Source organism: Microcystis aeruginosa FD4 (genome assembly GCF_009792235.1).
GTDB lineage: Bacteria > Cyanobacteriota > Cyanobacteriia > Cyanobacteriales > Microcystaceae > Microcystis > Microcystis viridis.
Window position 1 is genome coordinate 2,329,908 of sequence record NZ_CP046973.1, and the last position, 14,872, is coordinate 2,344,779.

Here is a 14,872-nt window from a genome sequence, read left to right on the forward strand (position 1 = left end):
GTTTCTAGTTTTTGGAGTCGTATTTTAGATCATTTCTCATCAAGACGATGTGTAACCTAATTCGGTATCGACCACCGAAGACCGACTCCCCAACCAAAACGAAAACTTTGTACCTCACCATTGAGATAACTGCTATCAGGCAGTCAGCAGATTTTTGAGAGATTTTTTGGCTAATCTTGGTCTAGATGGATCGGATTGCTGGTCATTTAGGAAATGTTTACCAGTTGTTGATCGATTTGAGACAATAACCAAGACAGGGAGTCTAAAGCTTGATTTGCTTGCAGTGTGCCTTGCTGGGAATCAATTAAAACTGTTGAGTAAAAAAAACGGTGATCAACTTTTTGCTCTCGCAGTTTTTGCTCTAATTCTTGCACTTTTATTTGTAAGTTTTGCCAGCATTTTTTGTCCGAGATAACTAGATCACATTTGCTGATAATAATGCCTAAATTAAACTGGATTTTATTATAATTAATTATCTCGATCAAGGTTTGAAAAATTTTCAGGTAGTTATTAGGCTTCTCTGCATCATTTAATAAACTTGGCGCTTCTAAAAACAGCAAACAAGCATCAGCCTGTAAAGCCATATTGACAAAAGCTAAATTATAGATTTGACAACTTTCTCCAGGTACATCCCACCAGCGAATTGTCGCCATTTTCTCTGAGCGATCACCGCTATTTTTCTCTAAATTAAAATCAAAGTTACTGATTTTTAAAGTGGCGGGGGGATATTGACCTGTTCTAGCGACATAATTGAGAATTTTTTCAATATCTTCTTCGCTTTCTTCCTCTTGAAATCTCAAGACAATATTAGCCTGATTTCCCGAAGTTGCTTGATTTTTGAAAGTCTGATAAGATGACGCTAGGAAAACTGTTTTTCCTGCGCCTCTTTGACCGATACTGAGAACTGTATAAATTTTGTTTTCTTTACTAAGATTTTCCTCATTATTAGTCATTTTAAACCTCTAAATAAATTGAATGAAAACAACAGAGAAGAAAAACTGACTTGAGATTAGTTAATCTTCTTGGCTCAACAATTACAGTTATTTTAACAGTAATTGAACTTGCTCTGACTGCTTGAGATGGAAATTTGGAGATTAAATTTTCCTGATTTTTAACGACAAAAGCCACAGCAAATCAGTAGAGATTCCCTCGCTATATTCCCAAGCAATCTCACCCATAAGATAATAAACACCCCCTAAGGCCCTAGGGTAAAGAACTTATATAACTTTTTTAACACAAACGATGATTGTTGTCAATTTAATTCCCCGATTCCCAGATAAAAACTATCGCCATCCCCAAAAAAATAGAGAGACGTTGTTATAATCAACGTCTCTAGATCAGCAATTAATGAATCAGGGCAAGCCCAGCTGTTTTAAAAAGAGGATTACTCACTAATTAACCGAATTATTGCCCACTTTAGTCACCGAAAATGCTATTTAAAACTCCTGAAACGATCGAAACTACGATCGAACCAAATAAAGCGGCAAAAAATGATTTTACCTCAAAGCCACTGATAAAATAGGAGGCTAAAGAAAAGGAAATGGCATTGACCACAAAAATAAATAACCCTAGGGTCAAAATAGTTAAAGGCAGGGTAAAAAGAATCAACAGGGGTCTAATAATAGCATTAATTAAACCCAAAGCGACAGCGGCTATCAATGCCACGGTAAAATTTTTAATTTCTATACCGGGTACTATTTGCGCTGTAATCAATAAAGAGACGGCGGTAATCAACCAACGGAGGAAAAAAGATAACATAAGTCCATCCAGCTAAGATAGTTCATCCTCATCTATTTTAATCGCTATCGCCACTTAAAGGGGCGGGGGTTTTCGGGGGATGGGAAAGAAAACTAATATTGACTCCTTCTTCTGCTCGAAAACCAGAGAGGGAACATAGTATCGGTTACACTCAATACTGACACTCCCAGAAAAGAGGCAGCACTAAAGATGATATCTAGAAAAAATTTTAGCCTGAGCCAGCAAGGGGGAGCGACTGCTATTTTAATGCTGGTGAGTCTGCTTTCTCTACTTTTAGTCCAACCTAGTTTAGCATCTCCATGGCCACCTAATTCGGTAATCGCTGCTGCCCGTCAAGATTTGAGTCGGAAAACCAAGATATCGGTTAATCGCTTGCAAATTCAAGCAGCACAACCACAAACCTGGCCCGATGGTTGTTTAGGATTAGCTAAACCGGAAGAATTTTGTACTCAAGCATTAGTGGAAGGATGGCGAATTATTCTGACTAATAACCAAAAAACTTGGGTTTATCGCACCGATAGCAGCGGCGCTAATCTCCGCTTAGAAAAGTGAATTTCCCCATTTCCCTTGATCTTTTCCGGCTGCTTTTTGGGCATCCTCAAAGCAGTTGGTCCGGCAGAAGGAGATAATATGTTTTTAGCACATCGATCGATTATTGGCACTCGTTTGGATGCCACCAGTTATCAAGATGCTTGCGATCGCATTCAGTCCTGGGTGGAAAATAATCTCTCCTGCTATATTGTCGCCGCTAACGTCCATGTGGTGATGATGGGTTATTGGCACAAGACCTATCGTCGTCTGATTAATGGCGCTAATCTGGTGACACCGGATGGAATGCCTCTCGTCTGGGGATTGCGCTTACTGGGGATTAAACAACAAAGTCGCGTCTATGGTCCTGATCTTATGTTAGCCTGTTGCGATCGAGCTGCCCGCTGCCAAATCCCCATCTATCTCTACGGTGCCACAGAAACAACCCTAATTCGTCTGCAAGCCAATCTTAGACGGCGTTTTCCTGATTTAATTATCGCTGGCAGCTATTCCCCCCCTTTTCGTCCCCTCAGCGACGATGAAGAGGCGCAAGATAGGGACAGAATCCAGCAATCTGGCGCTAAATTGGTTTTTGTCGGGTTGGGATGTCCCAAACAAGAACAGTGGATGGCCCGACAGCAGGGAAAATTAAAGGCTGTTATGTTAGGAGTCGGCGCCGCTTTTAGTTTCCACAGTGGTGAAGTGTCTCAAGCACCAGGTTGGGTGATGAAAATCGGCTTAGAATGGCTCTATCGTTTGTTTCAAGAACCAGGTCGTCTCTGGCAACGCTATTTAATTAATAATCCCAGTTTTTTGCTTCTTTTTGCCCTACAACTCCTGCGAGGCCAGGAAAAGTAAACGGTAATCCAGTCAACAGCCCTCAACTATCGTTAAGATGGATAGGAGAAGGCAAAGTTTTATCTACGTTTAGGAGTTCCTGCTAACGATGACACAAGCTACTCAGACTCAAGGAAAAGGAATTTTACTCAGTGAGGCCGCCCTCAAACACCTTACCACGCTCAAAGAGCAACAGGGTAAGGATTTATGTCTGCGCGTGGGTGTGCGTCAAGGTGGTTGTTCGGGAATGTCCTATATGATGGATTTTGAGCATCCTAGCAATATTAGCCCCCAAGATGAGGTTTTCGATTACGATGGCTTCAAAATTGTCTCTGATAAAAAAAGTCTGCTCTATCTCTACGGTCTCATGTTAGATTACAGCAACGCGATGATCGGCGGCGGTTTCCAATTCACTAATCCCAACGCCAGTCAAACCTGCGGTTGTGGTAAGTCTTTCGGCGTTTAATATTTCTCCAGGGTGATACCTTTCACCCCCGCCTCCCAGAGGCGATTTTTTTTGGCCAAAACCCTTGACAAAATCGGAAACTTGCCTTACCCTTTTTGTAGGGTGGGAATCCGTGCCTGCCTGCAAACTCTTCATTGGTACATTTAAAAACGGTATAGACCGATAGGCTATTCTGGCAACATGAGGATAAAGTCTAGGTGAGTCGCTGGTCGGAGAGAGGAATGTAAAGATATATTAAAATATATCTATTTTAGGATAGAGTTCGGAGGGGAGGGGGCAAAATTTCATTATCTTCCCTGCATAAGCTGGCTGACCCAGCTGCGAGGAAAGCGTTCCCACTTGTAAAAATCCTTTACTTTCTCATGAATATTAATAACTTGTCTAATTCGTTGCTTGCAAGCGCCGCACTTGGACTGGCGACTGCTCTTAGTGCCTTGTCACCGCAAGTGGCCCAGGCACAGGTAGGGGCGGTGATCTTTAACAATGCCGATCCATCTCTGGCCTCCGTCGCTCTTGGTGTCAATGATGCCGGTCATCTGAATTTTTCAGCTCCATTAGGCTTCGGTCCCGTCAATGCAGGGGCGACCGGCTTGTCCTATCGCTTCCCCGATGGAACCTGGCGGGATGCCACCTCCCCAGGTTGTCTCTGTGAAGGATGGGGCGTGGCTGTCACCGATCCGTTTGGCAGCCGCGTGGCTGGTTGGGTGAATCAATCTTCAGGCAGCGGAGGGCTGACGGGGGGGTCTTTTGGTTCCACGACCACAACAGCCTCCTCTTTCATTCAATTGGCCGACTATCCCGTTGACATTGGGCACTTCTACGGTGTTTCCTTAGTCCCCAATGTGTTTCAAGGCAACGTCACCATCACAAACAGCGGCACGGAAACAGTTACTGATCTGGTTTATCGCCGCGTGATAGATTGGGATGTGCCACCCGCTGAGTTTTTTGAGTATGTGAGCCACTTTGGGGTGGAAAGCAATCTCGAATCCGCCGGTGGCAAGGTGCGCTTTGCCAGCAACAACGGCTTCGCCAGTTCAGATCCGCGCTCAGACCCAGGAGAAATTTTTCTCTCCGATTCTTCAATCAATGTTGATTTCTTCCAAAAAGGATCGGCAGACCAAGGTTCCGTCTTTGATTTTGCCTTTGGTGATCTGGCCCCGGGTGAGTCCCGCACCTTCAATATCTTCTATGGAGCGGCTGCCAATCTCGCCGATGCCCAAGCGGCGATAGCGAAGCTTAAGCCAGATGTATGGTCCTTCGGTCAGTCCGCGAATTCAAGCTATATCCCACCAGAGGAACCAGTTGCCCCAGAGGAGCCAGTTGCCCCAGAGGAGCCAGTTGCTCCCGACGAGCCGGTTGATCTATCAATAGGTTTGCCAGTTGCTCCCGACGAGCCGGTTGATCTATCAATAGGTTTGCCAGTAGTTGAGAAATTCGCACCCGACTTTTGGTGGAAGTGGAAGAACACCCCCGCCGATGACTTGCCCACCTTTCTCTTTGCCTTTGGTGGTGTAGGTGGGGTGGAGCCTGGTACCACCCCTGGAGAGCAGGTGCTGCCTTTCGTACCAGCACCAGGCGAATTCGTTTTCCCTGCTCCCACCCCCCCCTATTGGTCTGACCCACCTTTTGTCCCAGAAGTTGGCTACTATCTTGGCTCGGGTGGGTCTTCCAGCGTCAAACCCATCTTCCTTCCCATCTCCCTTGATTTCACACCCAAGGAAGATAGTCTAGTCAAAGCTGGGCCACTGACGATGAAAGCGGTTCCCGAACCCAATTCTCTTCTTGGGTTGGTTGCCCTCGGTACTCTCGGCGCAGCTTCAACCCTCAAGCACAAACTCAAACCCTCCCAATCCACCACAAAAGAAACCACAAAAGTCGGCTAAATTGCCCACAAAAATACAATAAATTTCCCCTTCATTCAGTCAATTGAGGGGGGGTATTTTTTGGTATTCCTCCCTCAATTGACTGAATCCGGTTATTAAAGACTGATTATTTATTCCCCCTTTTGCCTCTTGCCTCTTGCATAAGTGCCTGTCCTGATCTGTAGATCTGGCTGAATAAATCTAAAAACCTTGTTGGCTAAGACTTTTAGACTTTTTGTCGGCGTTGCATAATAGAGATATGAATGGAGGAAATCAAAATGCAATGCCCTGAATGTGAATCTACCCATATCCGTAAAAATGGCATCAATAAACAAGGTAAACAAAATCATATTTGCGTCACCTGTAGTCGTCAATTTATTGATAGCTATGAAAAACAGAAAGGCTATGACGAAGAAACGAAGCGAGAATGCCTAACTGCCTATGTTAAAGGGATGGGATTTCGAGGTATAGAACGGTTGAAGGGAGTTCATCATACAACGATAATTAATTGGGTAAAATCTGTGGGAAATTTATTGCCAGTCGCCTATGACCCGGAAACAATTCCTGAAGTAGGGGAACTAGATGAATTGGAAACCTTTGTTGGCTCAAAAAAAAACAAAATCTGGGTGTGGACAGCCGTTGACCACTTTAAAAAAGGAATTTTAGGTTGGGTAATCCCCAGACCATAGTAGCGAAACGTTTCGCCCCTTATGGGAATTAGTTAAGTCTTGGGGATGCTATTTTTATGTGAGTGATGGATGGTCAGTTTATCCATGTTTTATAGCAGAGGGCGACCATATAGTTAGGGTATGCTGAAAAAGTTTCTCGTGGGGGTAGGGTGTGGGGTGTGGGGTGTAGGGTGTAGGGTTTTACCAATTTTCATCTGGTCAATTACCTAATTTTCAGAGAAAAAGTCCCTGAATTTTCCCCCCGATCCCCGCAATGGCTGGCACTTTTTGAGGGTAAAAAAGTCTAAAAGTCCTATCCAACAAGGTTTTTAGATTTATTCAGCAGACCCTAGTTAGTAAGACTTATATGACCAGAGTAGAGGGTGAGAACACAGGTTTAAGACATTATCTAGCCCGATTGCATCGCCAAACACTCTGCTATTCTAAGTCTAGAGAAATGTTAGGATACTCTATTCGTTTATTAATTCATTATCTGAAGTTTCAAGAAGTGCCTATTCCTTACTGATTCATAGCTTGATTCAGCAACGCCAAAAACCGTAAACTGTCTAAGTCGATTTCTGATGCTTCTTGGTATCAATTCACTGAATGGTTGAATTATTTTGCTAAGATTTATCGGATTGTCTGTGTTGCTGTTCCTCCCCATTTTACTAGCCAAGATTGTTCAGTTTGTGGTACGAGAGTTCAAAAAACATTAAGCACTAGAACTCATCAATGTCCTAACTGTAAAACAGTCTTAGATAGGGATCATAATGCAGCAATCAACATTCTTAAAAAAGGGTTGCAATACTTGGGAAATCATCTCAATGCCTCGACTTCGCTCGGCATTGACACTGAGCGAAGTCGAAGTGTCAACGGTACTGTTGGGCAAACAGAAACCGACCCAAACGCCTTGGGAGAGTCCGGTCTCTGGATTCTTAATGGAGACATTGAGAATCTAAGCTGTCTCGTTGAAGCACGGAATTTCCGATAGTGATAGGGAAAGAATCCCCCGTCACAGCGTAGCTTGACGGTGGGAGTATGTCAAAGGAACGTCAACGAGCGGAATCGGTTTTAGAACAAGTGGAACAGTTACGGGCGCGTTTGAGAGGGTTAGGAATAGAACTCAAGGAGATTTAGCGAGGGAAGCGGCGGACCGGAAACTTCAACCCCCTACTGCGGTTAAATTATCGTTTTTGTTTTAACGTTGAACCGATTCCCAACAGTCCGAAACCTAGCAATCCTAATATCGCAGAAGGTTCGGGAATGGGAGAAGCGTCAAGGGTTATGTTATCGAAATTGGTCTGAGTCCCCAATGATGTCAGACGAATTTGTAATGGCTGACCGATGAGGGGATCGCTCCTACCACTGGTATAGTTAACGGTGACAGGTGCGAAAGTGCCGGAAACGGGAATAATACTATTGTTAGAGGCTAGAACTGTATTTCCAGCTAAAAGTTCGATATTGTAGCCCGGAAAGGAAACATTATTTCGGCGTCCGACAAACGCGCCCAAAGTATATTGCCTGTTCGGTTGCAAAACTGCGGAAAGTTGCTGGGAGATACTTCCGCCGTCACTGAAGGCTACTTGAACTCCATGGGGAACTGGTTGATCGTAATAATTATTTCCGCCATCAGCAGCTTGAGATGCGCTTGGATTAAAAACCCCCTGAACTGCCCCACCGGATGAGCTAAGTACCCAGTTAGTGATGTCATTGTTGCTAAAATACTGACCACCGGGCTGTTGAGGAGCGGTCGGGGCTTCAAAGCTAGGATTCAATACGGTGACAGATGCCGCCTTAACCTGCACCTGCGGAACAATCATCAAGCAAGAGGAAGCGATCGCTATTTTTAAAAATCCTAGCTTATCTCCCCACCCGAAAATGATTAATTTAGCTAATGTTCGAGTCATAACGTCGATACTCCAAACGAAGGTAATTTTCGATGATTTTAGCAGCACTGCAAACTTTTAGCAACATTTCAGAGCTTGCCCGATTCAGCGAGCGTTACTTTTTCCGAAACCGAGGGGGAAAATTGGCGGGACAGATCTCGCCTTCCGCGTTACAGAGCGATCCCCGAAGAGCGTGATCGCCGATATTGTATTGCGATTGCTGATTTGGTAGGATGCGTCCCACGCACCATTTGCATTTGAAACTAAAAATGCTCCGTCACGCGCTCGCTAACACATTCTAGGTTATTCGTCGCCAATGTTGCGGGATTCACCGTTCGCTTAATTTTTTAAGGAAGGAGCTTCCAGTCCGGTATTCTGGGACTGCTGCGGCGCTGACATCTCCCCAAATCCTAGAGCCAAAAAAGACAGGCAGGGAGCCTGTCTAGAAAACCAAGCAAATTACCTATCAGCTTCTGAAGGCAAAAGGCAAAAGGCAAAAGAAAGAATCTGGCAATTCTCTTACCTAAAAATAAGGTTAGAAACTAAGTAGGGTCTGCTGAATAAATCTAAAAACCTTGTTGGATAGGACTTTTAGACTTTTTTACCCTCAAAAAGTGCCAGCCATTGCGGGGATCGGGGGGAAAATTCAGGGACTTTTTCTCTGAAAATTAGGTAATTGACCAGATGAAAATTGGTAAAACCCTACACCCTACACCCCACACCCCACACCCTACCCCCACGAGAAACTTTTTGCCGCATACCCTAAGTAGATCAAAGCTTTTAGCTTAATAAATTAGGTTTTAGTTTCTGGAGAGTTGGCCACAAATAAGGAGTTTTTGGCGTCAAATTTCCAAGCAATACCATCGGGATCTCTGATGCGACTCCAATCGGCAAATTCTGTTTCCGATTTATTTTTTTTGTTTCTACCCAAAACGGCTGGGGTAACTCCTAAACGTTTAGCCAAATCCGCCAAACTCATCGATGAGATGGTTTCAGATACAGTGGTTAGAGATTCTTCCCTAACTTCTGGTTCTGATTGGGATAAAGAACTGGCAGAACTGTTCAAACTAGGATTAATTATCTCCTCCGGTTCTTGAATTACCGTTTCTTGAACAGCGATCGCTGCGTTTTTTTCTTCCTCTTTTTCCTCAAATAATTTACCTAAATTAGTCAGAGGTTGGGAGGAGGAAATAACAGGAACCTCCGAGACAGAATTTTCGCTTTTCTCGGCGACAATCAGAGAGGATTTAGCCTCCTGGGATTGTTCTAAATTGGTCAGAGGTGATCTCGAGGCAGTAATCGCAGGAATTTGTTTTTCCCCTATTTCTTCTAAAGAGGGGTCACTCTCATCAAAAATACTACCCAAGGTACTGGCGGTGATAAAGTAATAGGCCATACCCTGATCGCCTACAGCTTTTTTTTGCGCCCCAAATTCCTCAGCTTTTTTGTCTAAAAATTGTCTAGCTAATTTGGCCGTGAGATTGGCTTTTGCCGATAGGTCAATCGGGGTAAGACAACCTTGATTGTCCTGTAAAAGTTGATTGAAATAGGGGTTAATCACCGTCGATAATTTTGACCAGCGATAGTCTTGCCACACCTTGACTGCAAGAGTTAAGAGGAAGACAAGTAGGATCAATGGCCAAGCGGTAAAAACAAGGATGATCAGCACCGCTAGGGGAATGATGAGGACGAGAAACCCCGCCGTTTGACGATCGATAATTTTTCCAGTCATAATTTCATAAGCTGCCACAATTAAAATTCTTAATGGCTAGTTTGACTATCTCCTGCCATAAGTGTATATGACCAGTTTAGGCTTTATTGGTCACGCCGGTTAGTTCTAGTCGTTCAAACAGGGCAAATCTTGCTTTCAGGGCCAGAGAATCATCAAGTTTTGTTAAAAAAATAGGCTTTTGATACTTTTGTTCTAAAGCTTTTTCGATTAACCAATCGGCTAAAAAGGGATTTTTGGGTAGTAAGGGACCGTGAGCATAGGTAGCGATCGCATTGTGGTAAAATGCCCCTTCATAACCGTCCTCTCCGTTATTTCCGTAACCGGTAATCACCTTTCCTAAAGGAGAAACGGTCTGTAAATAGGTACGACCCCCGTGATTTTCAAAGCCAATTACTAGCGGTTTTTCCCCGGTCATAGCTTTAATTTCCTCCGCTAAGGGAGAGGCCGTAATTTCAAAAACCACGTTACCGATACAGCGTTTTGCATCCGGTCCAGGATGTTTACTTACTAGGTCTAATAATCCCAATCCTTCGATTCTTTGACCGAAAGCTGGTTCGTAATAATGTCCTAATAATTGTGGGGAACCACAGGTAAAAACCCCCGGTATTCCAGCCGATAATTGTTCTTTCATCGCCGCTGCTTTTCTCCCCTGTAAATCCCGCATAACGATCTCCTGTTGCCGATTCCTGCGCCCCACCCCCAACAATTATATCTACTTGATAAAATGTCTCGGCTTCTGTTTGAGCATCTAGGGGAATAATTGTCACAGAAATATCACGCCATTGACATCTTCTTTGGATAGTAATAACATTACCTCGATCGCCGTAGGTACTCATTAAGGTCGGATATAACCAGCCGATTTTTAGTTCTAGTTCTTGCATAATTTCTTAGGGAATGGGGAAATGGGGAAATGGGGAAATGGGGAATGGGGAAATGGGGAAATGGGGAAATGGGGAAATGGGGAAATGGGGAAATGGGGAAATGGGGAAATGGGGAAATGGGGAAATGCAACTAACACCCTAACACCCTAACACCCCAACACCTAACACCAATCTTCACTCTTTTCTAATTTCTACAAAATCTTTCGTCCCGTGAGAATCTCTCGTACTTCTAACATAGCAGAATAGGTAGGTAAAATATGTAAAGTTTCTTCATTTTTGGTGTTATTAAGGGCAATTTGGATCGCTTTTTTTAAATCGGATTCAACAATTAAATTAACGGGAGAAGCGAGACTATCCTGACTATATTGTAAGCGTAAAGCCAGATCATAAAGTCGATCGCCCGTTACCACTAAAGTTGTTCCCAAACGGGTTAATTTTTCCGTATCCACATCCCAAATCCAAGAAACATCCGTACCGTCGGGGATGCGATCATTGAGAACTAAGAGAGTAGTAGAAGACTTTTCTTTCTGTAAAATATCAGCCACTGTGCGAATTGTTTCATTCATACCCACGGGATTTTTAGACAGTAAAATTCTAACTTTTTTACCCTCAATTTCTAATTCTTCGGCTCGACCAAAAGCCGCTTTAAAACCCTGAACTGTCTCAAAAATTTCTCGATCTTTAATCCCCAATTCCTGGGCTACTAAACCCGCCGCTAAAGTATTATATTTATTATAAACACCGATTAAAATCTGCGGCCAATCGTGACTATGAAAAGCAGGACTACTCTTTTTAAAGCCGCAACTAGGACAGCTAAAATCCCCTAAATGGGAGAGATAAACTCCGCGATAATCCAAAGAAGCACCACATTTAGGACAGTAAATAGAATCGACAGCATGGGGAATTTCTTCCAGATATAATTCTGGCTCACTTAAGCCAAAATATACAACTCTTTGGGGCAGTTGTTGACCCAAATGGGAAAGGGTGGGATCATCAGCATTGAGAATCACTAAAGTATTGGTGGGTAGGGGAGATATGGCTCCTTGCCAACGGCGACTAATCGTATCTACTTCCCCATAGCGATCGAGTTGATCGCGAAACAAATTGAGAGCTAAAATAGCGCGAGGACGACAATCTTTTAAAACCAAAGGGAGAATATTTTCATCCACTTCTAAAATGGCATAATCAGCCTTTAAAGTGCCGAATAAATTGGCATCGGCTAATAAAGCAGTGATTAAACCATTAATTAAATTCGCCCCGGTGGTATTATGGGTGACTTTTGCCCCCTGACGCTCTAGAATAGTTCTTAGGAGTAGGGAAGTGGTAGTTTTTCCATTCGTGCCAACCACCAAGATTACCCCCCGTCGGACTTGCCCACAGAGTAGCGGTAACAAACGGGGATGGAGACGACGGGCAATTTCCCCCGGCAAGACGCTGGCAGCCCCTAAACGGAGTCCTTTAACCAGAGCAGTAACGGTTTTAGCCACCGCTACGGCTATCCCTAAACGGATGCGATTCAAACAATTGCATGAACTGAGATTCTCATAACTGTTTCGTGATTTTACCGCTAAAAGAAGACCGGTAAACGGGGTAAGTTCCCATTGATTCTTTCCTGCCGACAAAAAAGACAGCCTATAATATAGGTAAGGTGCGAAACGTTTAGGCATGAAACAAGGCTGAAATGCCCGAAATAACCGCCTAGTAAGGTCTTCAGTCCCCTGACTGAATCTAATAGGTCAACCTCGACCAACCTTATAACTGTTTATATGTCCCAACGTTTAGTATCACCCGATACCAAACTAGGCAAGGGAACTCAAGGTCAATACACTTTGTAACAATTATTTACAATTGCTACAAAGGTGAGAGTAACGGCGATAGCCACCCCCAGATTCAGAAGTCACGACTCTGAGACTGAAGCGGGGAACGGAAGGCTCCTAGATGTAACCTAACATCCGAACCGAGACCACTGCCAACCATCCATGATTAGGCGTGAGCCAAATGTCTGACCTGAACCATCGTAAATATTAAGCAGTGAAACAGGTTGACACACTGCGTTCAAAAGAATAAGGGGAATAGTAAGGAACTCTTACAATCACTTACACAGACCTTTAAAAGTACCCCGATGGAGAGGACAAATCTAAAGATGGAACGCCCATATAAACGGAACGTGATAAATCCTTTTAGGCTCTGAGTATCGGTCGAAATACTCAGTAGTGACAAGTGTAAGCGCAAGCCTTTAAGGGTGTGAGATGTAACCAAAAGCCAACGCCTGACAGTAATAGTCAGGATATGCTAACAGGTTACGGTTTGTCTGTAAGGATAGAGTCTAGTAGGAGTCTATAGGACGAAAGCGAGAGAAGGTAAAGGATTCGGGAAACCGAAAACCACTAAGACTACGAATGTATGGAAGGCTATCCACTGGGCGAAAATCCAAAGATATGTTTTCAAGCTCCAAAAGAGAATATACCAAGCGGCTAAATCGGGACAGGATGCAAAGGTTAGAAAGTTGCAACGTCTATTAGTGAAATCATACTACGCTCGTCTATTAGCAGTACGCAAAGTAACCCAAGATAATCAAGGAAAGAAAACAGCAGGAGTCGATGGAGTGATAGCAGTATCCCCAGAACAAAGGCTAAATCTAACCGAAGAAATCAAGGGAACACTGAAAGCAAAACCGTTAAGAAGGGTGTGGATTCCTAAACCCGGTAGGGATGAAAAACGTCCACTAGGAATACCAACCACCAAAGATAGAGCTAGACAAGCGTTGGTTAAGTTGACGCTTGAACCAGAATGGGAGTCAAAAATGGAAGGAACCAGCTATGGTTTCCGACCCGGAAGGTCTGCCCATGACGCAATATCAAGGATATACACCACCATTAATACAGGTAGCTACTTTGTATTAGATGCCGATATTGCCAAGTGTTTTGACCGAATTAATCACGACTTTTTACTGTCTAAAATTCACTGTCCAAGTTCCCTGAAAAGAGACATTAAACAATGGCTCAAAGCAGGAGTATTGGATAACGGCGCATTTGAAGAAACAGATACAGGGACACCCCAAGGAGGGGTAATAAGTCCACTACTAGCCAACATCGCACTGGATGGAATGGCAAGATTGACCGAAACACAATTCCCTAAAAGGAAGAATAGAAATCAAGCTGTTCTAATAAGATACGCCGATGATTTTGTAGTGATTTCACCATCACTAGAAATTATTGAACAGTGCCAAACTGCCATTTCCGAATGGTTAAAACCGATAGGATTAGAACTCAAACCAGAAAAAACCAGAGTGTGTCACACACTTAACCCCATTGAGTACAAGGGGAAAATAGAAGAACCCGGTTTTGATTTCTTAGGATTCAATATCAGACAATACCCAGCCGGAAAATACAAAGCAGGTAAAATAACGAAAGGAATACCTAAAACATTCCTAACCCAGATTAAACCTAGCCAAAAAGCAGTTAAAGCCCACACAGAAGCGATTAAAGGTGTAATCAAGAAATACAAAACAACACCTCAATCAGCCCTGATTAGTCACTTAAACCCAATCATTAGAGGTTGGGCTAACTACTACTCAGGAGTAGTATCTATGGATACCTTCAATAAACTAGATTACACAATCTGGTTAATGTTAAGGGCATGGACAGTATCAAGATGCGGTAAAGCGAACTACAAAAAGCTGAGTAATTATTTTAGACCGGGAACAGTCAAACTCAGCGATGGGAAAGAAAGACACGAATCCTGGTTATTTCAAACCAAAGACGGGTTTCAATTATGGAAGCATAACTGGACTCCAATTGTCAGACATACCTTAGTACGCACCGACGCTTCACCTTACGACGGAAATTGGACTTACTGGGCGACCAGAAGAGGACAAGCAATCGACACACCTACAAGAGTAGCCAAACTACTTAAGAAGCAACAAGGCAAGTGTAGCCGATGTGGACAATACTTTACCCCCTCAGATTTAATTGAAGTTGACCACATTCACCCTATCAGCTTAGGCGGAAAGGATGAATACAAAAACCTTCAATTACTACACCGCCACTGTCACGATGATAAATCGGCAACTGATGGAAGCCTTAAATCATCTACATTAACATCATCAGAAGTTAGTGTAGATAATACAAGGTCAACCAAAAGAAGTCAAGTTGTATCCTTAACAAGGGAACAGTTAAACTAGGAGCCGTGTGAGGTGAAAGTCTCATGCACGGTTCTGAATGGGAGGGGAGGTCGGTGACGACCTTCTCGACC

General features: G+C 43.5%; 10 protein-coding genes and 5 pseudogenes. 9 read left to right on the plus strand and 6 right to left on the minus strand.

All coding sequences use genetic code 11. The annotated features are described in order from the left end of the window. Positions 1 to 206 precede the first annotated feature (206 nt). Together GQR42_RS11855 and GQR42_RS11860 are read right to left on the minus strand one after the other, a co-directional pair. Positions 207 to 953, minus strand: a complete 747-nt coding sequence (locus GQR42_RS11855) for a TRAFAC clade GTPase domain-containing protein (RefSeq protein WP_158200145.1) — start codon at positions 951 to 953, stop codon at positions 207 to 209. A gap of 463 nt (positions 954 to 1,416) precedes the next feature. Beyond that, positions 1,417 to 1,758 carry a phage holin family protein gene (locus GQR42_RS11860; protein WP_158200146.1) on the minus strand — a complete coding sequence of 114 codons (342 nt, stop codon included), beginning with the start codon at positions 1,756 to 1,758 and terminating at the stop codon, positions 1,417 to 1,419. A gap of 189 nt (positions 1,759 to 1,947) precedes the next feature. Between GQR42_RS11860 and GQR42_RS11865 the strand changes: the two genes are divergently transcribed. The 7 genes and pseudogenes from GQR42_RS11865 to GQR42_RS11895 form a co-directional block, all read left to right on the plus strand. Further along, entirely contained in the window at positions 1,948 to 2,310 is a 363-nt protein-coding gene (locus GQR42_RS11865) for a hypothetical protein (protein WP_158200147.1), read from the plus strand. A 15-nt stretch (positions 2,311 to 2,325) separates the two neighbouring features. Continuing rightward, a complete protein-coding gene (locus GQR42_RS11870) occupies positions 2,326 to 3,144 on the plus strand; it encodes a WecB/TagA/CpsF family glycosyltransferase (RefSeq protein ID WP_233271363.1) in 819 nt (272 codons plus the stop codon). 88 nt (positions 3,145 to 3,232) lie between these two features. Then, positions 3,233 to 3,589, plus strand: coding sequence for an iron-sulfur cluster assembly accessory protein (locus GQR42_RS11875; protein WP_158200148.1), 357 nt, complete (start codon positions 3,233 to 3,235; stop codon positions 3,587 to 3,589). 1,754 nt (positions 3,590 to 5,343) lie between these two features. Further along, positions 5,344 to 5,472: pseudogene (locus GQR42_RS11880) on the plus strand (PEP-CTERM sorting domain-containing protein); the annotation flags it as partial. 257 nt (positions 5,473 to 5,729) lie between these two features. Beyond that, positions 5,730 to 6,255, plus strand: a pseudogene (locus GQR42_RS11885) (IS1 family transposase); the annotation flags it as partial. A gap of 213 nt (positions 6,256 to 6,468) precedes the next feature. Next, positions 6,469 to 6,645 (plus strand): annotated as a pseudogene (locus tag GQR42_RS11890) (IS1 family transposase); the annotation flags it as partial. A 24-nt stretch (positions 6,646 to 6,669) separates the two neighbouring features. Then, positions 6,670 to 7,147 (plus strand): annotated as a pseudogene (locus tag GQR42_RS11895) (RNA-guided endonuclease InsQ/TnpB family protein); the annotation flags it as partial. A gap of 156 nt (positions 7,148 to 7,303) precedes the next feature. On the opposite strand, the gene GQR42_RS11900 reads toward GQR42_RS11895, so the two are convergent. From GQR42_RS11900 to GQR42_RS11910, 3 genes and pseudogenes are all read right to left on the minus strand, one after another. Then, positions 7,304 to 8,026, minus strand: a complete 723-nt coding sequence (locus GQR42_RS11900) for a PEP-CTERM sorting domain-containing protein (protein ID WP_158200149.1) — start codon at positions 8,024 to 8,026, stop codon at positions 7,304 to 7,306. 772 nt (positions 8,027 to 8,798) lie between these two features. Next, positions 8,799 to 9,737: a hypothetical protein gene (locus GQR42_RS11905; RefSeq protein WP_158202454.1), complete on the minus strand. Its 939-nt coding sequence runs from the start codon at positions 9,735 to 9,737 to the stop codon at positions 8,799 to 8,801. Between the two features lie 76 nt (positions 9,738 to 9,813). Continuing rightward, positions 9,814 to 10,618 (minus strand): annotated as a pseudogene (locus GQR42_RS11910) (type 1 glutamine amidotransferase). A gap of 21 nt (positions 10,619 to 10,639) precedes the next feature. Here GQR42_RS11910 and GQR42_RS29525 point away from each other — a divergent pair. After that, positions 10,640 to 10,768, plus strand: coding sequence for a hypothetical protein (locus GQR42_RS29525; protein WP_257792635.1), 129 nt, complete (start codon positions 10,640 to 10,642; stop codon positions 10,766 to 10,768). A gap of 41 nt (positions 10,769 to 10,809) precedes the next feature. Here the strand turns inward: GQR42_RS29525 and GQR42_RS11915 are convergent, their stop codons facing one another. Next, positions 10,810 to 12,138 carry a Mur ligase family protein gene (locus tag GQR42_RS11915; RefSeq protein WP_158200150.1) on the minus strand — a complete coding sequence of 443 codons (1,329 nt, stop codon included), beginning with the start codon at positions 12,136 to 12,138 and terminating at the stop codon, positions 10,810 to 10,812. Between the two features lie 893 nt (positions 12,139 to 13,031). On the opposite strand from GQR42_RS11915, the gene ltrA reads away from it, so the two are divergent. Beyond that, on the plus strand, positions 13,032 to 14,801 hold the full coding sequence (gene ltrA / locus GQR42_RS11920) for a group II intron reverse transcriptase/maturase (RefSeq protein ID WP_233271405.1): 1,770 nt from the start codon (positions 13,032 to 13,034) through the stop codon (positions 14,799 to 14,801). The last annotated feature ends 71 nt before the right edge of the window (positions 14,802 to 14,872 follow it).